At 46.4% G+C, this 20,716-nt stretch carries 12 protein-coding genes; all 12 read right to left on the bottom strand.

Annotation, left to right across the window (positions count from 1 at the left end; genetic code table 11):
- Positions 1-6: 6 nt before the first annotated feature.
- The 12 genes from gyrA to EKN16_RS04990 all read right to left on the bottom strand — a co-directional run bounded on the left by gyrA (position 7) and on the right by EKN16_RS04990 (position 20,698).
- Positions 7-2,448: a DNA gyrase subunit A gene (gyrA, locus tag EKN16_RS05045; protein WP_125654210.1), complete on the bottom strand. Its 2,442-nt coding sequence runs from the start codon at positions 2,446-2,448 to the stop codon at positions 7-9.
- Between the two features lie 11 nt (positions 2,449-2,459).
- Positions 2,460-4,436, bottom strand: a complete 1,977-nt coding sequence (gene parE / locus EKN16_RS05040) for a DNA topoisomerase IV subunit B (protein ID WP_125654208.1) — start codon at positions 4,434-4,436, stop codon at positions 2,460-2,462.
- A 259-nt stretch (positions 4,437-4,695) separates the two neighbouring features.
- Positions 4,696-5,682, bottom strand: a complete 987-nt coding sequence (locus tag EKN16_RS05035) for an ABC transporter permease (RefSeq protein WP_125654206.1) — start codon at positions 5,680-5,682, stop codon at positions 4,696-4,698.
- Complete coding sequence (locus EKN16_RS05030) at positions 5,675-6,661, bottom strand: ABC transporter ATP-binding protein (RefSeq protein WP_125665864.1); 987 nt, start codon at positions 6,659-6,661, stop codon at positions 5,675-5,677. Before EKN16_RS05030 ends, EKN16_RS05035 begins: the two co-directional genes overlap by 8 nt.
- A 29-nt stretch (positions 6,662-6,690) precedes the next feature.
- Entirely contained in the window at positions 6,691-7,518 is an 828-nt protein-coding gene (locus tag EKN16_RS05025) for a GDSL-type esterase/lipase family protein (RefSeq protein ID WP_125654204.1), read from the bottom strand.
- A 251-nt stretch (positions 7,519-7,769) separates the two neighbouring features.
- Positions 7,770-8,948, bottom strand: coding sequence for a formate-dependent phosphoribosylglycinamide formyltransferase (purT, locus tag EKN16_RS05020; protein ID WP_125654202.1), 1,179 nt, complete (start codon positions 8,946-8,948; stop codon positions 7,770-7,772).
- Between the two features lie 126 nt (positions 8,949-9,074).
- On the bottom strand, positions 9,075-10,901 hold the full coding sequence (locus tag EKN16_RS05015; RefSeq protein WP_232016227.1) for an ABC transporter ATP-binding protein: 1,827 nt from the start codon (positions 10,899-10,901) through the stop codon (positions 9,075-9,077).
- Positions 10,898-12,679 carry an ABC transporter ATP-binding protein gene (locus EKN16_RS05010; RefSeq protein ID WP_125654198.1) on the bottom strand — a complete coding sequence of 594 codons (1,782 nt, stop codon included), beginning with the start codon at positions 12,677-12,679 and terminating at the stop codon, positions 10,898-10,900. Before EKN16_RS05010 ends, EKN16_RS05015 begins: the two co-directional genes overlap by 4 nt.
- Positions 12,680-13,014: 335 nt before the next feature.
- On the bottom strand, positions 13,015-16,785 hold the full coding sequence (locus tag EKN16_RS05005; protein ID WP_125654196.1) for a dynamin family protein: 3,771 nt from the start codon (positions 16,783-16,785) through the stop codon (positions 13,015-13,017).
- A 52-nt stretch (positions 16,786-16,837) separates the two neighbouring features.
- Complete coding sequence (locus tag EKN16_RS05000; protein ID WP_125654194.1) at positions 16,838-17,104, bottom strand: NAD/NADP transhydrogenase alpha subunit; 267 nt, start codon at positions 17,102-17,104, stop codon at positions 16,838-16,840.
- Positions 17,105-17,110: 6 nt separating this feature from the next.
- On the bottom strand, positions 17,111-17,788 hold the full coding sequence (gene nth, locus EKN16_RS04995; RefSeq protein ID WP_125665863.1) for an endonuclease III: 678 nt from the start codon (positions 17,786-17,788) through the stop codon (positions 17,111-17,113).
- Between the two features lie 192 nt (positions 17,789-17,980).
- Positions 17,981-20,698 carry an S-layer homology domain-containing protein gene (locus tag EKN16_RS04990; protein WP_125654192.1) on the bottom strand — a complete coding sequence of 906 codons (2,718 nt, stop codon included), beginning with the start codon at positions 20,696-20,698 and terminating at the stop codon, positions 17,981-17,983.
- Between the last annotated feature and the right edge of the window lie 18 nt (positions 20,699-20,716).

The following is a 20,716-nucleotide window of genomic DNA, read 5'->3' as shown; positions in this document are numbered from 1 at the left end:
TCTTGCTTAACTGTCTGCTTTTGGGAATACCGTTAAGAGTATGTCTTTCTTATCTACTGTAACAATAGCTCGTCCCGTCGATTTCCGGTCATCCACTGGCGCTTTTTCTGTAGATACAATCATTTGAACGCCTGAAGCAGTAAGCAGCAGCAGTTCGCGTTCCTCTTTGCAGTGGAAAGCGCCAATCAGTCTTTCTCCATTCGTTCTTACCCGCTTCCCTTCCTTGAATTCAAAGGTTGCTACGCCTTTGCCTCCACGGCCTTGTATCGGGTAATCAAGCAGCAGAGAACGCTTCGCAAAGCCAAGCTCTGTGATGACTAGGACTTCTCCTTCATCACCAAGCACCAGCTCCGCAGCGACCACTTCATCGGTTTCCTTGATTTGAATGCCCCGAACGCCACCAGCTACGCGCCCCATACCATTCACTTCAGTCTCCATGAAGCGTATGCTCATGCCTTCTTTACTAACTAGCAGCAATTCTTTGGAGGCATCGCTTAGAATGACTCGAAGCACCTCATCACCTTCTGCAACCTTTACAGCGGCCATACCGGTAGAACGTGAGGATCTGTATTCCTTCAGATCTGTCCGTTTTACTTGACCTCTTCTAGTTACGAATAGCAGTGAACGGTTAGCCTCTTCGAAATCTTTAATTGGAATGACACTTATGACACTATCATCCTTAGGAATCGAGACTACATTGACGACAGCTGTTCCTGTATCCTTCCATTTGAACTCTGGAATGAGATGGACAGGCAATGGATAATAGTAACCTTTCCGCGTAAACAAGAGCAGCTGATCAATCGTATTCACATCCAGCAGGGTGCGGATAACGTCGCCTTCCTTCACCCCAGCATTGCCAATCTCACCACCGGAACGGGTAAAGGATTGCTTAGACGTACGCTTGATGTAACCATCTTGACTCAAGGTGACAAGAACATCCTCAGCAGGGACGATGACCTCCAGATTCACCTTCAGCTCCTCGACCTCGCCTCTAATTTCTGAACGACGATCGATGCCGTATTTATCACGAATTTCAAGGAGTTCTTCTTTTATGACACTTAGCAGCTTCTTCTCGCTATTCAGAATAGAGCGCAAGTAAGCGATTCGTTTCTGTATTTCTTTCAATTCTTTTTCAATGGAATTGATTTCGAGATTCGTTAATCGGTACAATTGTAACGTTAGAATGGCATCTGCCTGTCGTTCGGTAAAGGTAAACTTCTCTACGAGGTTATTTTGAGCGTCTTGTCGGTTTTTTGATGCTTTAATCGTCGCAATAATCTCATCGAGCAAATTAAGCGCTTTTGCAAGCCCTTCCAGCACGTGTGCACGGTCTTCCGCTTTATCAAGGTCATATTGTGACCGATGCGTCACAACTTCTCTCTGATGGGCGATATAAGCCGTTAGAATTTCCCTTACACCTAACTGTTTCGGCGCTTTGTTCACGATTGCCACCATATTGAAGTTGTATACGACTTGAAGGTCGGTTTTCTTCAACAGGTAAGCCAGTATACCTTGTGCATCCGCTTCTTTCTTGAATTCCACAACAATACGAAGGCCATTCCGGCCGCTTTCATCGCGAACCTCAGCGATCCCTTCAACCTTTTTCTCGATGCGGATGTTTTCCATCGCGGTTACAAGACGAGACTTAACAACCTGATAAGGAATTTCTGTTATAACAAGCTGTTGGCGTCCGCCCTTCATGTCTTCAATGGTCGTTTTGGACCGAAGGTAAATACGTCCCTTACCATTCTGATAAGCATCGCGGATCCCTTCCTCGCCCATAATCATGCCGCCAGTTGGGAAGTCCGGACCTTTGAGAATCGTCATAAGCTCTTCTAGCTCAAGATCCGGTTTCTCCATCATCGCTATGCAAGCATTGATTACTTCTCTTAAATTATGCGGTGGAATCTCCGTAGCAAAGCCCGCTGAAATTCCACTAACTCCATTAACCAATAAGTTCGGATAACGAGCTGGCAATACAACGGGTTCTTTGGTTGTATTATCGAAATTGTCTTTAAATAAGACCGTTCGTTTCTCAATATCACGAAGCAGCTCCATCGCAATCGAGGATAGCCGAGCTTCTGTATAACGCATTGCTGCTGGTGGATCATCATCAACTGAACCCCAGTTGCCATGTCCATCAACAAGCATATGCCCCATCTTCCATGGCTGGGCCATCCTTACCATTCCATCATAGATGGAGGAATCTCCGTGTGGATGGTAATTACCCATAACATCACCGACTGTTTTAGCCGATTTACGATAGCCTTTATCAGGCGTGTTACCAGAATCATACATCGCGTATAAAATACGCCTTTGAACCGGTTTCAATCCGTCGCGAACGTCGGGTATGGCACGGTCCTGTATGATGTATTTGGAATAGCGTCCGAATCGGTCTCCGACAACCTCTTCCAAAAACGCCGGTAAAAACTGTTCCAGGATGCTCATGCTTTTCTCTCCTATTCCACGTACTCGGTAAAGTCGACATTTTCAATAATCCAGCGTTTACGTGGATCAACTTTGTCACCCATGAGCGTCGATACGCGGCGCTCAGCTTTGGCGGCATCCTCAATCTGTACCTGAAGCAGCGTACGTGACTCTGGATTCATCGTTGTTTCCCATAGCTGATCTGGATTCATCTCACCGAGTCCTTTATAACGCTGCAGCTCAAAATTCTTGCCAAATTCCTTCAAATAGTTCTGCAGTTGTTCATCCGTCCAAGCATATCGAACCGTCTCCAGCTTACCAGACTTACGGGTAAGCTTATAGAGCGGTGGTTGTGCGATATACACACGACCCAAATCAATTAGCGGCTTCATGTAGCGATAAAAGAAGGTCAAAAGTAAGACTTGGATGTGGGCGCCATCGGTATCAGCATCCGTCATGATAATTATTTTATTATAGTTACACGATTCTGCGTCGAATTCCGGCCCAATTCCTGAGCCAATCGCCGAGATAATCGCCTTATATTCATCGTTTTTTAGAATATCAATGAGTTTAGCCTTCTCTGGATTCATCGGCTTGCCCTTAAGAGGCAATATAGCCTGATGCTTAGAGTCACGCCCTTGTTTAGCCGAGCCGCCAGCTGAATCACCTTCGACAATAAATAACTCATTTCGTGTATAATCCTTCGACTGGGCTGGTGTCAATTTACCATTCAGATTGGAGCTTTCGCTCTTCTTCTTGCCGCTGCGAATTTCTTCACGCGCTTTACGCGCTGCTTCACGAGCTCTTGAGGCTTGCACCGATTTCTTGAGCAGCATTTGGGCAACCTGCGGATTCTCTTCCAGGAAAACCTGCATTTTGTCCGACACAATCGCATCAACCACACTTCGAGCAGATGAACTTCCGAGCTGATCCTTCGTTTGACCGACAAATTCAACCTCAGACATCTTGATATTAATGACCGCCATCATACCTTCACGCAAATCATTACCCTCAAGATTTTTATCCTTTTCCCTTAAGAGCGCATTTTTACGAGCATAATCATTCATTACACGCGTATAAGCGGTTCTGAAGCCCGTTTCATGCGTACCGCCACCGCGCGTTGGAATCGCATTTACGAATGAGGCCAAAGTTTCTGTATATCCATCGTTATATTGCAGTGCAACTTCAACTTCAATATCATCCTTCTCCGCAGCAAAATGAATGACATCATGCAGAACGGTTTTATCCTCATTCAGGAATTGAACAAATTGACGCGCGCCGCCCTCATAATGATAAATCTCTTGTTTGCCGCTTCTTTCGTCCTTAACCGACACTTTCAAGCCGGAGTTCAGAAACGCAATTTCTTGAAGACGCTCAGATAAAGTCTCGTAACTTATCGCAATATTACCGTGGAATACGCGAGCATCAGGCTTGAACGTAACCTTCGTTCCTGTCCGATTCGTGTTGCCGATGACTTCCAGCCCTCTCACGGGCTCACCCACATGCTCTTTGCCGTTCTTGTCGACCCAATACTCGAAACGTTGTTTACTTATCTTCCCGTCTCGGAAAATTTCGACCTCCAGCCATTCAGACAACGCATTCGTTACCGATGCGCCAACACCATGAAGTCCACCGGATTTCTTATATCCTCCACCGCCAAATTTGCCGCCCGCATGCAAAATTGTAAATACCACCTGTGGAGTTGGAATTCCTGTCTTATGCATCCCTGTCGGAATACCTCGCCCGTTATCTTTAACCATTACAGAGCCGTCTGAATGAATGACGACATCAATTGTAGAACAAAATTTGGCTAAATGCTCATCGACTGCGTTGTCGACGATCTCCCAGACGAGATGATGCAGTCCCGAGCTGCTTGTGCTTCCTATATACATCCCGGGCCGTTTGCGGACTGCCGTCAAACCCTCCAGCACTTGAATATCGTCGGCTTCGTAATTACGATTAGCAGCCGAAGAAGTCTCGCCCGCAAACAGATCCACCTGCTCAGTCATACTGGTCCTCCTAAAATTTATTACGAAGCAAACCGGCTTCGTAAGCATAATTTAAAGTTTTTACAAAGCAAAAACTATTTTCTCCATCCATACCATCACTTGTCTAATAACATAACGTATGCAATCATACCTCAATTTCGTCAAATAACGCTAAATAAAAATGATAAGCGCCAGTAGCGCCTACTCCCGCCTCAGCATAAAAATAAGGAACAGCTGCACGGAACGGATCATTTCCTTTAAACTCCCACTGAAAGCTATTCTAATTCATGATGTCCTGTTTCGTAAAGACACTGAAAGAAACGATTAATCCGCCAATCGCCCAAACTGCCAAAATAAAGAGCGAAAACGAGAGCGTCATTCCCTGAATTGGAGGTGGTGAACCAGCTAGATAACCCGTTAGCTGCAGATTAACTGCAAACACATATTTGGCGCTTTCCCAAGAGGAGGACATGCTGGATAGAATCGTCCCGGCAATAACAGCTGCCATCATTGTCACAATACTCGCTGCCGTGCTTCTTACGAGAACAGAAACCATAAGTGCCAGGATAGCTACTGTCATAGAGGATACCCAGATAAGTCCGCCTTCCATGAGTAAGTAGAGCCATTGCGGTACCGCATGAACAAATGAATTGTTCACGCTTGAGCCATTAATAACAAAGCCCGTAAAAATCGGCATTGTCCAGCCACCGTAGCCAAACAGTGCGCCCGATATAAGATAACAGAGAATGGCGCTGGAAACAACAATAAGGGACACATAAAGTGTAAGGGCAATCAGCTTACTGAATAGGATCTTCCACCTTCGAACAGGACGCGTCAGCAACATCTTAATCGTGCCCGTCGTTCGTTCGCCGGAGATCAGATCGGATGCAATCGCGAGAACGAGCAAGGGATAGAATAGCGTGACGGAATTTGACATAAAGCCGCGTGTAAAGGTAACACCATCAGGTGAATTCGGGTTCACATCATGATCCAAATAGTACTGCAGCTGCTGAACGGCGATTTTGCGATATCGTTTCCATTCTTCTGGAATTCGCTCACTGGACAGCGCATTCTGATAATCGTTAATTTGCTGGACCAGCTGATTACGCCAATCCTTGAAGTTCTTCTTGTTCGTTTCGGATATTTTCATCTGCGCATAAGTGAATATAGGGATGAGCACAAGCAGTACGAGAATAACGACATAGAATCGTTTCTTCTTCCAAATTTTCAGCGTCTCGTTCTGTATAAGCGGCAGCAAGCTATCCAATGCTCTCCCCCTCCGTCATTTTCAAAAATAATTCCTCAAGTGTTGGTGCAATTCGCTGAACAGAAAGAACGCCGATACCGGCATGGACGGCCTTCTCAACAAGTCCAGGAATTCGCTCATGCTCCATGATTGTAATCAAAGCATCCTGCAGCCCAGCCAATATACTCTCATCGATTCGATGCTCGCCGTTACCAACGAAGATAATATCCTGCTCCTTTGCCAGCAGTTGTCTCCCCGCTTCCGGCTGATCGAATTGCCATACCACATAAGTCCCTGCCTGCTTAACCAGCTCATCGACAGTACCAACTGCAAGAACACGACCATGGCTAATAATAGCAACACGGTCACACATTAATTGGATTTCACTTAATAAATGGCTGGATATGAATAAGCTCATACCCTGATCAGCCAGCATACGCACAAATTCGCGCAGCTCCTTAATACCTTTAGGATCAAGTCCATTCGTAGGCTCGTCCAGAATCAGTAACCGAGGTCTACCCAATAGCGCTTGCGCGATACCCAGCCGCTGCCGCATCCCAAGCGAATAGGTTTTGACCTTATCATGAATCCGATGCTCAAGACCAACGATAGCAACAACCTCCTGAATACGGTCATTGTCAATGCCTCTCTGCATCCGGGCAAAATGCTCCAGATTCTCCCATCCGGTCATATAGCTATAAACCTCAGGATTCTCGACGATACATCCAATATGACGCAGCGCTTCCTCGGGATCTCGTTGAACATTATGACCGCAAATCTTGATCTCACCGGCTGTTGGTTTAATTAAGTCAACAAGCATCCGAATCGTAGTTGTTTTACCGGAACCATTAGGTCCAAGAAACCCGAAAATTTCTCCCGCTTGCACGTTGAAGGAGACATCATGAATGATCATTTTACCGCTTATTTTCTTTTTGACACCCTTAACGGATAAAATCGTTTCTTTCTCCAGCAAATTCGACTCCTGCACAGGTATCTGCATGTCTTTAACTCTCACTGTTCTAACCCCTCCTATTCCAAAGACTGAACAATTCGGGCAGCAATTTGCGCATACCCTTCGTGATTAGGATGAAAATGGTCTGAGGAAATATAACTGGCTATCGTACGCTCAAACAAATCAAACGTCGGAATTAGCGTCATATTCGGATAAGGATGCAAGAACGCATAGGCCTGTTCATTCCATTGCTGAACCTCAAGACTGCCATCACGTAGATCCTTTAAGTCATAAAATGGATTATAAAGTCCCGTATAGACAATACGAGCTTGAGGATTGATCTCATGGAGCAGCTCGATGACGGTTTTGAGCCGACTTATGCCTTTGGGAAGCTCGGCCTTGAGCTTGTCTAAATTCAAATCCCCTGTCGCTTCACTAGCCGATTGACCAGTTGCGATTTGGAATAAATCGTTACCGCCGATTGTAAAGAGAATGACATTTGCTTGAGATAAGGAGAACCGATACCCTTTGTCATTCTTAAGAAGAGTCACCAGCTGGTCAGCACGAAGACCATTAATGGCGAGATTATTGTTCAGCCTAACGGGTACTTTTGGGAATTTGGCTTGAAGCAAAGGGATTACTTGCTTCACATAGCCTTCGCCTGTCGCGTCTCCGGTTCCTTTCGTAAGTGAATCCCCTATTGCGGTAATGCGAATTTCCTTACTTGCAGCTAAGCTGCTCTGATCTGGAGTCGCAGGATTAGCATTCTGACCTAGATAAGTCTCTCCTTTAGGCCAAAGCAAATCCTTTACAGAATAACCAAAGCCAAATAGAAGCAAGAGAGTCGAAATAAGTGCTGTTAAGCCGATCATTCTCCATAGTACGTTAGCTCGATTGCTTGTCATCTTCGTCTCCTCTCTAACTCTGAAACCTTTCACAAATGTAGGCAGAAGTTTGTCTGTCTTTTGATTATTTTGTATTTTTTGTAAGTGCAGCGAAATTTTCTTGTCTTTTTAAAATAAAGCTTTCCCGCTTTATTTGCAAATTTCTACCTTTGTCGGATGATGCAAAAAAAGCCTGAGTTTGCGAACTGCGAACGAGCCTCTACTAGGCCGTACTCGTCAGAATGCGTATACTCAGACCCGTTCTTTATCCATTAGTCATAGGCAATCGATAAAGATTGTGCAGCCTGCCTTGCAAGCTCGCGTGCTTGCTCCGTATCGTCAGCTGAGCTTAGCGCAACGGCCATACGACGGCCTGTCTTTGTTACAGGCTTACCAAACACACGCACTTGCGTATTAGGTACAGCTAAGGCATGATCAAGACCTTGGATGCGAAAGGAATCGGATTCGCGGTCTGCCTTCAGTGTATAGGATGCACCTGGGGTGAGCAGGCGAATATTCGGAATCGGGAAGCCTAATATAGCACGGGCGTGCAGCGCGAACTCTGACAGATCCTGCGTCACCATCGTAACCATGCCTGTATCATGAGGTCTCGGAGAAACCTCGCTGAACAGAACGCCATCCTTAGTGAGGAATAACTCGACACCATAGATACCATATCCGCCGAGCTCTCCAGTTACAGCTCGAGCAATCGCTTCAGCATCCTCTATCTGCTTGGCAGACATCTCATGCGGCTGCCAGGATTCGATATAATCTCCATCTTTCTGAACATGGCCGATTGGCGCGCAGAAAGCTGTCCCGGATACAGATCGAACGGTCAACAACGTAATTTCCGATTCAAATTGGATAAAACCTTCGACAATGACACGTTGTTTCTTCGCCCGGCCGCCATCCATCGCAATTTTCCAGCAGCCCTCTATATCTGCCTCGGACTTACATACACTTTGACCTTTACCGGAGGAACTCATTATCGGCTTAATGACACATGGAACCCCGATCTCTGCAATCGCCTCCCGAAGCTCTTCCAGCGAATCCGCAAATTTATATGGAGCCGTAGCCAGACCTAATGTCTCTGCAGCAAGACGACGGATGCCTTCCCGGTCCATAGTCAACAATGCCGCACGGGCAGTTGGAATGACGCGGTAGCCTTCTTTCTCCAGCTCTACTAGCGCATCAGTAGCAATAGCCTCGATCTCAGGAACAAGCAAATCCGGCTGTTCTTGTACAATCACGTCTCGCAGGGCAGCTGCATCCAGCATATCGATGACAGAAGAGCGGTGAGCGACCTGCATCGCTGGTGCATTCGCATAACGGTCAACAGCTATCGTTTCCACACCAAGGCGTTGAGCTTCAATGATGACCTCTTTTCCAAGCTCACCAGAGCCAAGAAGCATTATTTTTCGAGCATTAGGGGTTAAGGGTGATCCGTACATAAAAGAAAAGAACCTCCTGGAAGCGAAATAACAACAAGATTCGACAGAATATGACCATCGAGAATAGCTTGTCGTCATTTTCGTTTTTCTTCCATTGTGGAGGTTCCAGCTCAAAAAATCAAGAATTTAAGCGGATAAGAAACGATATTGCGCTTCAATCAATCCATTATAAGTACCGCCGTGACGCATCAGCTCTTCATGCGTGCCTTGTTCAACAATGACACCATGATCCAGCACCACGATACGATCCGCATTCCGAATCGTTGATAAGCGATGCGCTACGATGAATGAGGTACGGCCAGCAAGAAGCTTCTTCAGCGCCTCTTGGATCTTGAGCTCGGTTTCCGTATCGATGCTCGCGGTAGCCTCATCGAGAATTAGAACTCTTGGATCAGCCAGAAGCGCTCGTGCGAATGAGAGCAGCTGACGTTGACCCATTGAGAGGCTGTTCCCTCGCTCCTCTACTTCCGTGTCATAGCCATCAGGCAGGCTCATAATGAAATCATGAGCATCCACCGCTGTCGCTGCTTTAACGATCTCGTCATTCGTTGCATCTAATCGTCCGAACCTAATATTTTCACGTATGCTTCCGGAGAAAATAAAGGTGTCCTGCAGTACGATTCCAACCTGCGAGCGAAGACTCTCTATACTTACATTCCGAATATCAGTGCCATCAATAAGAATGGCTCCCTCATTAGGGTCGTAGAAACGGCAAAGCAGGTTCATAATGGTACTTTTCCCGGAACCGGTATGACCAACTAATGCAATCGTCTGGCCAGCTTTTACATCCAGACTGATCCCTCTCAGTGCAGGCCGACCTTTCTCATATTCAAATACAAGTCGATCGAACGTCACATCTCCACGAATAGAGGCGAGTTTGTTAGCATTAGGCAGCTCAGCTACCGTTGGCTTCTCGTCGATAAATTCGAAAATTCTTTCAGAGGAAGCCATGGCGATTAGCAGCTGGGCATACATCTGACCCAAACGGTTAATCGGGTCCCAGAAGTTACCGATGTAGTTGGCAAATCCGACAAGAACTCCGACTGTAATGGCATCCTGCTCGATAAGACGTGAACCATACCAGAACAAAATAAGTGTACCAATCGCAGATGTCACTTCAATGATCGGTCCGAAAGCTTGGTTTAGTGCCGATGCCCTATTCCACGCTTGAATGTTAACCCCATTGATATGTTTGAAGAAGGTGAAATTCGCCTTTTCCTGTGCATATGCTTGTGTGACCTTCATCCCTTGAATACTTTCGTTCAAATGTGCATTGATGCGGGATTGCTTCATGCGAACGTCCTGCCAGGCGAAACGAATCCGTTTGCGTAAGGCGGATGAAACGATGAACATCAGCGGAACGGTAATCATAACCGCTGCTCCAAGTTTGAAATTCCATACAAGCAGGATGATAACGATACCGACGAGCTGTACGCAATCCATGAGTAAATTGACTACACCATTCGTGAACAAGTCCTGCAGTGCGTTAACATCATTGGTAACACGAACGAGTACAGAGCCCGCAGGCCTTTTGTCAAAAAATCGAAAGGAAAGCTTCTGAATATGACGGAATAAATCCTGTCGCAAATCATAAATGACACGTTGTCCGATGACGTTCGTAAATTTGATCCGGTACGTATTAGCCGCCCATTGAATAACATAGAGCAGCAGCATGAGTCCAGCGTACATATATAATTTAGATAAGCTAGCATCCCCGGTTTTCGGTTCTATCGCTTCATCAATGGCGAGAATAATGATAGCCGGAATGGCAAGGCGAGTAGCGGTTCCCAGAATCATCATGACAATGATTACGGGCAGCAGCTGCTTCTTATAGGGCTTCATGTAGTTGAAAAGCCTGCTCAGCTGTGACCAGTTAAACGGTTTCTCGATGATATCATCATCTTTGTACGTAAACCGCTCGCGATTGTCGCGAGTTGTTTGTTCGTTACTCACAGTACGACCCTTCTCTCTGACGCCAATGACTCTTGACTGATAGCAGCCGGTCGGTCGGCATATTGAATGTTATAGGTATCTAGATAAGGACCTGGTACGCGAATTAGCTCTTGATGACTGCCACGTTGAACAACGTGTCCCTTGTCAAATACGATAATTTCGTCTGCATGGCGAAGGGAGGAAATCCGGTGAGCGATGATAAACGTTGTCCGTCCCGCCATTACCTCTTTGAAGCCTGCTTGAATTTCATGCTCCGTTTCCATATCGACCGCGCTAGTAGCATCATCGAGAATGAGAATCCTTGGATTAATAATAAGGGCACGAGCGATCGCAATCCGCTGCTTCTGTCCACCAGATAGCCCCATTCCCCTTTCTCCGACGATGGTGTTATAACCTTCAGGCAGCTCCATAATGAATTCATGCGCTTTTGCCAATTTAGCCGCCTTCACAATTTGATCCATCGAGATATCCTTCATTCCATAAGCAATATTGTCTTGAATGGAACAAGAGAATAAGAATGTCTCTTGGAAGACCGTTGCGATTTGAGTTCTCAATTGTTCTAGCGACATTTCATGAATATCTATGCCATCGATCAGAATCTTGCCTGCCTTGATGTTATAAGCACGCATAAGCAGTTGAATTACCGTGGATTTACCTGAACCCGTTCCGCCTAATAATCCAATAACCGTTCCCGGCGGTGCGTCCAAACTCAGCTCCGTTAAAGCAGGTGATTTATCAGCATAGTTAAACGTTACATCTTGGAATTGAACATGACCTTTGACGTCTTTCTCATCCACAACGATAGGTGCTTCGCAATCTTTTACATGTACATATTGGTTTAACAGCTCAATTAGACGCTCACCAGACGCTTTGGACTGCGTGTAGTTGTTGATTTGAAAACCCAAGCCCCACATCGGTCCGATGATGTACCATACCATACTGAAGAAAGCAACCAACTGGCCTAAAGTAAGCGAATGGTTAATAACGAGCCTACCGCCAACGACTAACAGGATAACCGCACTTAGACTTGCAAACAGCTCCATAATCGGGAAAAATTTGGCCCACAACGCTGCAGCGCCGATTTGATTATTTTTATAAGCTTCGCTTCGAACAGAAAACTTCTCAATCTCGAAAGATTCGCGAGCGAAGGATTTTACCGTCCGAACACCAGTAATGTTCTCTTGTACCGAAGTCGTTAGATTACTCATCGCTTGTCGCATCTCGCGGAAAGCAGGATGGATAAGCTTCTCGAAACGAACAGCGGTAAAGGATAGAAAAGGAATCGTAACGAGTGTAATCAATGTCAGCTGCCAATGGATCGAGAACATCATTGCTGCCCCGAAAATAACCATAAGGAACATGTTTAATATTTGGGCAAAGCCAAAACCAATGAAGTTACGAACACCTTCAAGATCCGCTGTTAAACGCGACATAAGATCGCCTGTCTTGGCTTTGTCGTAATACTGGAAGGACAAGGCTTGAAGCTTCTCGTAACAGGCATTCCGAAGTCGAAAAGCAACTCGGTTACCCAGTCGCCCGCCGAACAATCCAGATAGGAACTGCAAGCCACCTTTAAAAGTGACGACACCGACAACTGTCAATGACAATGCAGGTACCCACTCAAAATCTCTTGGTACAATAACTTTGTCGATTAATATGCGAAGCAAATTCGGATAAACCAGCCCGAGTGCCGTTGCGCAGATTAAGCATACGATCGAAGCAATTAGATTTCTGCGTTCGTCCCAATAATACGGTTTAAGTTGCCTGAAGACGTCCAATGGGTTCTCCACTCCTTGTTTCTATTCTGTGACAATATTATGAATATGAATGAATATTAACAGCATCAATCCCGTACGGCAAACAGAGCACAGCCGCATATAGATGGCCATTTTCGCTTACTTTCGCATTCTGTCAAGTCATTGGGGGGTATTCTTCGAAATCGTCTGGAATCGTTGCCAACATGTGCATATTGCTCCATTTTTGCATATTTTTTTTTGTTTTTGCATGATTTCATTGCCTAAAAAAATAGAGCTTTTCACAGGATCTGATCAGATCCGTGAAAAAGCTCAAGGTGTCGCTTTAAAATATTCATCTATGAGTAAGCATGCATGAGTTAAATTGATAATAATGCGGCTTGAAGTTGTCGAAGATCATCCAAATTCGCATGACCGCTCAATGAAGCTTGCTTTCCTTGGATAAAGGCATTAATCTCCTTGCGGAGAGTTTCTGCGCAAGTCATCATGGCTTCATTCCATAACTCTCCGTATCTCGTGCTCCAATCCGATTGGGCTTGATTCATCCAGCTTTGGAGAGGCTCTGATAGCTCGATCTCAAGCGTTTCACGAAGCTTAGCCTTACCCTCACCCTCAAAGAAATATCGAGGTGATTTGAACCGGCCCCACAGCAGCTTAGACTCCATGCCTGTCGCTTGAAAAGCTGGCTGCTCTTCTGGCGTTAACAAGGCTAAGGGTTGGAAGGCAGCTGTTGTAAAGCCTTGAAGTGATTGAGCGACTTCTTCCGCAGTATCATGGAATTTCTTAGCTGCGAGCTTATTAAGGGTGTTATCAAGCCGTAGTGACGTTGCTTGCAGCTCTTGGGCAAGCTCGATTTGCAGCAGACGCTGCAGCTCTAGCCATGCTGTCCAAAGCGCTTTACGAAGGTCACGACCATCATCCTGCAGCACCGAGGGGTTGAAGGCAAAATTATAGTGATCCCCAAATCGGAACTGGATGCGCTGCAGGACATAGAACAACAGCTCCTTCAGCTCCTGCTCCAGCTTTGGATTGCTTTGCGGTTTCTCAAGCTCAGCCGCTTGATGAAGTACGTCATCTGCATGAGCCATAAGCTGGCTTCGTGCAATGTCACGCGTAGCTGCATCACCTGATGCCGACTCCAGCCAATCTGCTATCGTATGACGTGCTCTCTCTATCTCTTGTACAGCAGAGGCCACAGCAAGTGCACCGAGCTCTTGCTGTGTAAACGCTAAGAAGGACGTTTCGAAAGCGCCAATCCCTGATGAAGCGATTAAAGCTTGATCACTGTTCTGCTTTCCCTCAAGCGCTTGTAAACTGGACACAGGAAACATACGCGGAAAACGTATGCCATGCTGCTGCAAATTGCGTTCCACATGCGCGAGTACCCCGTCTCGCTCTTCTTCGCTCGATGCTAGGTCCGCTGCATTGACGATGAAGAACATTTTATCCAGCTCAAATTGGTCCTTCACTCTGCCAAGCTGCAGAAGAAACTGACGGTCAGCCTGGGAAAAAGCATGGTTATAGTAGGTTACGAACAAAATAGCATCCGCATTTTTAATATAATTAAAGGCAACCCCTGTATGACGGGCATTCACCGAATCCGCGCCAGGCGTATCAACAAGGACGATCCCTTGTGCTGTAAGCGGGTTATCATGGTGGAGCTCAATCTCATTTACGAAGCATGAGCGCCATTCTTCAGCTACGTAACGACGATAAGCTTCTGAATCGACAGCAAGCTGCTTACCGAGCAGCGACTCATGCTCCTGCCAGCCCTTCTCTGCGGCTTTCAAGAAGCTATAGTGTGGTCGGCCGCCTGCATGCACACCATCAGGCGATAATTTACTGATAGCCTGCAGCAAGGCGGAATCAGAAAGTGATTCTGCCTCTTCACCGATCAACGCCAGGGAATAACGAAGATCGTCCAGCATGACTGCCCGCGATTTCATCAGAACAGTCGCTGTGCCGTGAGGATGATCCGGAGTAGGCGGAACAATTCGATTGACTGCCGCCGTCGTCGGATTAGGTGATACAGGCAGGGCAGCGTCACCTAGCAAAGCGTTCGCAAGCGACGATTTACCTGCGCTGAAAGCACCGAATAACGCAATAGTGAATCGGCTGCGCTGCAAACGACTAGCTTTGTCACGCATAGCCTCCACGGCTGATGCTAGTGCTTCGTAAGGACCAAGCAGATCTGCTGCCCGCCGTAAACGGTCTGCAGCTTGCCGCTGGGGCGCCAGCGCATCGCTGTTAGCAATAGCTGTAGCTGTAGGAATAGCGGGAGCTGCTGCTGTCATATGGTGAGCAGTTTCACTGCTGTGTACATGAGCCCGTGCTGCAGCTACTGCTGTGACTGAACGCACGCTAGTTATAGCCTGCGCTGCGGGTTCGGTGACGACTTGCGCACCGAGCTCCTGCGCATTCACTCGCAGCGTCCCTGCCGCACCCGCGCCGCTAATGCTGCGCTCGCTGGCGCTTCGCGCCACACTGCCGACCGCCTGCGGCTCCGGCAGTTCCGCACGCTGCGGCGCCGGCGGCATGAGCGCCGCCAGCGATGCAGCGTGCGCTGCCGCGCGCTCCGCCAGCGCGGCTAGCTGCGCCAACGCCTCGCCCTGCGCGCTAAGCTCGCGCAGCCGCGCGCGCACAGGTGCAGCGACAGCTTCGCCAGCCGCAGCAGACCGTTCCGCCAGCGTGTCGATCCACGACAACGCCCGCTTGCGGAACAAACCCTTTACCTCCGCGGCAAGCTCGCTGCAGTAATGAATCGTATACTCGCCGCTGAAGCTGGCTCCTGCATGAATCCGCTGGACCAGCATTGCCGGCTCCAGCAGGCCTTGAAAAATAGCTTCGAGCTGCTGCTCCAAAGCTTCATCTCGCCATCCAATGGCATCTGCAGATTTACGCAGAAGGTCAATCAAATGCCATTCAATGCCCGCTTTTACTTGCGCTGCGAAATCACCAAAGAACGCTGCTAACCGTCGTTCTTGCTCAGCAGCCGTCTTAGCACCTGCAAACAATAAACCCGCCTTAAATCCCGGCTTACGGCTTTCTAGGAACGACTGTGCCAAATCGCGAGTGGCAGCAGGAGTAATATTCGCGTTATCAAGCAAACGCTGCACCTCAAGGCGCAGACGTGTACGCAAACCATCCACTTCGGCAGCTGCCGCAGCCAGCTCGGCTTCAAGTGCTGTAATCTCAGCTCTAACCTGCTCCGCTTCCGCTTCTCCACCAGCAGCCTCAAGAAGACGTTCCCGTTCCGGTTCACTTAATTCATCCAATAGTTTGGCATGCATCCGGATAAGATGGCGTGCAGAAGCATCCACACTACAGATCGCAAGCGGCTCACGGACACTCGAAAGCGCGCCAAAAAGCCATTCAAGCTTCTCTAACTCGGAATAAGGATGGTTAGGTTCGCGCAAGGATAAATAAAGGATGCCGCTCGGCTCCAAATGCCAATTAGCAAATGCATCCTCCACACTTTGCTGATAAGCCTCAAAGCTGATTTCGTTCTCGCGATGCTTATCGATTTGATTCACAATCAAATAAAGCGGTTTGCCCCATTCCTTAAGCTGCTTGGCAAAGGTAAAATTGATCTCGGATTGAATGTGATTGTAATCCATAACGTAAAAAACGACGTCAGCAAGATGGAGCGCCGATTCGGTCGCCATCCGGTGCGCGTCGTCTGTTGAATCTATCCCTGGCGTATCAAGCAGCACCGTATGTGTGCCCAGCCTAGGTATAGGATAGGACAAAGAAACGGATTGCACCGTTTCCCCGTCCTTGCAATAATCATTCACTTGTTCAATGGGTACTTCAAGCTGCTCGACTTGTCCATCGACTAGCTTCTTAATAATAGCCTTCGGCTCTCCATTCACGATCTTAACGACATTCGCACTCGTTGGAATTGGACTGGACGGCAGTAAGTTCGTCCCGCACAAACGATTCACAAGAGTGGATTTCCCCGCTGAGAAGTGACCACAGAAGGCAATTGTTAATTGACTCTCTGACAGCTTACTTTGAAGCGCTAATAACTGCTCCGCATGTCGCTCGTCACCTGTGCTAACCATGATGGAAGCCATTTCCCCAAGCGCGTCAACAAGCGAATGAGCAGCCGTTTGCATAGGATGGCTCATTTCTTTCTCTCCCCGTATCCTGAACCTTTCATCGCATAAGACGATGCTTTTCTTACACCAACAATGCAGCAGGCATACAAATTTCAAACACTTCACCGTGCTGAAGAATTGTGATATTACGCTCTCTTTCTTTCATAACGACACATTCTGGTTTCACACGCATACGTTCAATATATTGATCTGGTACGTCTCCTGCTCCACTAACCGTTACGCCTTCAATAATAATTTCTTCGTTCTCTGCTGGGGGTGCTGCCATGATTTGCTCATAAATATCGGAAAACAAAGCAAAATCTTTCGTGTACACGGAAACGCATTTCATCGTTAATCATCCTTCTACTTTTATTTGTTTTTGAGTCGGTTTTGCCTTACGGTTAACGGCTGGTTTCATTCTTAGTTTGCCTTCTTTGCAAACATCTAACAGCGGACATACCGGACAAGCCGGATTTTGCGCTTTACAATGATATCTTCCGAAAAAAATAAGGCGGTGGTGCGTATCGGTCCACTGCTCGCGGGGAATAAGCTTCATCAGCTTCTTTTCCACCTCAAGCACGCTATCATCAGCTTTTGCTAGGCCAAGTCGTTTGGATACGCGTTCTACATGAGTATCTACAGCAATCGCAGGGACACCGAACGCGTTCGATACGACAACATTGGCTGTCTTACGGCCAACACCTGGTAACTTTGTGAGCTCTTCGTGCTGCTTTGGCACTTCACCACCATAATCATCAATGAGCATTCGGCTCAGCTTCTGAATATGGGACGCTTTGTTGCGGAATAGACCAATGCGACGAATATCCTGCTCTAGCTCCTCGATCGGTACTGCCAAATAATCAGCAGGCGATTGATACTTTTGAAACAAGGAAGCTGTTACCTTATTCACTGTTTCATCGGTACATTGAGCAGAAAGCAGAACAGCAATCGTGAGTTCAAAGGGATTACGGTGATTGAGCTCGCAATGAGCATCTGGGAACATTTCTCCCATGATACTTAAAATATGCGACATCTTGTCCTTTGCGTTCAAGCGTCTCTCTCCCCCAATTTGAGCTTTCGCTTCAAAGTGTAGCGAAAAATGTCACAATAAGCAACCTTAAAAGACTGGATTTGCATGCTTTTTCATGCTTTTTCATAACTTTTCATCAAATTGAAAAAAAATATGTCCCGGCAAATGAGCCGGGACAAGGATGTGTCTTATTCTTTAAGAAATTTTGACAATTTCAAGCAATCCATCCTGGTAGAAATAGAGTGCGATTTTGTCTCCATCTTTTAACTGTGTAATCGAAATCTGGACATCACCTTGGGTGACCTTTGTCTTCGAAGTGACTACATAAATGTTGGACTCTGAGAGGTTCACACGCTTCACTGATAATACACTGCTCGACGCCTCGTATTTCCAGAATTCCTTACTAACAGCTGGGATAATGGTAACGACCACTTGCCCCTTTGGATCTTTCTTAACCTCTACACGATCACCAATCTGTACAATACCCGCTGATGAGCTTGTTACACCATTCTTAGAAACGGTATAAGAGGAGCCAAGCGGCAAATCTGAAGCAATACCATTGTAATCCATAACCGTTAATTTGGTGGTTGTAACAGCCAGCACACGTCCAACAGTCACCTTGACAGTTGCGAATGCAACCGGTGTTGAGCCTACAAAAGTCAAATTACCGATTTGACCTGCAGAGATATTGCTTAGTGTAATTTTATCCCCATTATCATTGAATAAATCCCAAGCAGAAGCTGAATATTCAGATGTTGCTTGACTGGAATTTTTCAATTTCAGCTTTTTGCCTGCAGCATCTACAGAAACGACTTCAACCTGAGCTGCAGTATGCACTTGCAGAGTAACAGCCTTATCTTGATTCGCATTAAGAAGGGCAGTCACAGTATCTCCTACTTTGACATCGGCTAAAGTAGATGACGACTTGCCAGCGATATCAACACTTGAAGCGTATTCCAATGGCAAAGTACTCGTTGTTCCGTTTGATTGTGCGATTGTCACTTGATTCAAATATGTGTTAAGGGAAGTGACCGTACCTGAATATTTATAAACAAATTGCAGGAGAACCGCTTTATCATCCGTGTAACCAAGTGTTATCTTACGGTTCTTGACCAATAATGATGCAACTGAATTTAACGGTATCGAACTGCCATTAGAATCAATCTTCGTTTTATCTGTCAAATAAAGAGAGATCAACTTTCCTTCTGCACTCGTAATATCGAGTACTTTAGTCGTTGAATCATAGCCTCTTACGGTTACACCGTTTAAGATAACTACCTTACGATTAACCACTTTAATAGCCGTTACTTGATCACTTGAGTTAAGCGTTAGATCAAGGACATCTCCTTGAATCAGATCACTTAACACGGTTCCGGAAAGGCCTTCAATGGTAATCTCAGCGGAATCAGTAACAAATTTAATATCAAGCTTTTCTTGCGGAGTACCCGCATTTTTCTTATAGGAAACCGTCTTACCATCAGCACTTGCTGAGTAAAATTGGCCGCGAACGGTCGTAGTAACCGTTGTTGAAGTCTGCTGAACCGTAACCTTTGTTATGATGCTGTTTACAACCTCATAAGTAATGGTATCGCCGACATGGATTTGAGAGATTCCACCATCCAGAATCATTCCTTGCCAAATGACATCAGCCTTTGAAGAAACGGTATAGGTTTCTTCAAGGTTAGTCGCAGCATTCATTACTTTCAGGGTAGCTGCTGCTGCATCAATAAAGGTAGCTTTGCCCGATCCCGTCTTATTGATTGGTGCGGACTGAACCGTAACTGACAGTGCAAGCGTTGATTTTCCATAAGTTGCACGAGTGATTTGCACTTTGCTATCTTTTGGAAGTGAAGTAATTGGAAGCACAGCGCCTGTCGTATCCTTCACAACTACTGAATCATTGTAGGTTATTGGCATTGGCTCGTTTTGTACAAGAATGTACAAGATATGCTTATCCGGTATAACACTTACAAAGTCGCCAGAAATCGTTTCAAGCTGCTGTTTATCATCTAACTGCTCAATATATGAGACCTTATCGCCGCTGGTGATGATCAATACGTTCGTATGAAGGACCAGCTGATCCAGAGTTGATGACTTCTCGGAATCATAACGCGTGATATACGTTTGAGAAGTCAGGTTAAATGTCTTCTCACCATCGGCTCCATATAACTTAATCGAAGTCTTGTCCTTACCAGAGAGCACGCCATTCAATTGGCCCGCATAAGTAACCGGATATTGACTTTCTGCGCGGCTGAACATTGTAGCGATGGATGCGCGGGTTATAGAGCCCTTAGGATCAAACTTCTGCGCTGTTACTCCTTTGACAAGCTGGAGCTGTACAGCTGCATTCACGTAACCCTTGTAGCCTGTACCGACATTATTGCCGTCTTGAAAAGCAATTGCAGTTGATGCTAATCCATCAGCGAGCTTCTGCTGGCCGATCGCTCTAATAAGCAATTTGGTAATCCATTCACGAGAGGCCTTTTGTTCGCCCCATGATGCAGATTTATTAGCTTCTGCTAGCTTAAACTCTTCGTTCCGATCTAATAGACCGAGTTGAAAAGCAAGAACAACGTAAGGCTTGAAGTAATTTCCCACTTTAAAATTATCAGGGAAAACCGCATCCGTTGTCGCTTCACTTTCTTTACCTATAAAACGGACAGCGAGTGTGACCGCCTCTTGCTGCGTAATATTGTCATTTGGCTTGAATAAGCCATTATTTCCTTTTACAACACCCTGCAGAGCAAGCTTGGTAATATGCTTCTCCGCCCAATGACCAGAGGGAACATCACCAAAGCTAGTAGCAATAGCGTCAGCTGCATGAGCTGTATTTCCCCACACCGTAAGACTGGCTAGCAAAGAGAAAATAACGAAAGATGACAGTAATCGTTTCCACTTTTTGTGCTGCGACATACTCACGAATCCTTTCTC

The sequence above is a fragment of the Paenibacillus baekrokdamisoli genome (assembly GCF_003945345.1).
GTDB classification, from domain to species: Bacteria; Bacillota; Bacilli; order Paenibacillales; family Paenibacillaceae; genus Paenibacillus_Z; species Paenibacillus_Z baekrokdamisoli.
This window is presented reverse-complemented; position numbering and strand designations above follow the sequence as displayed.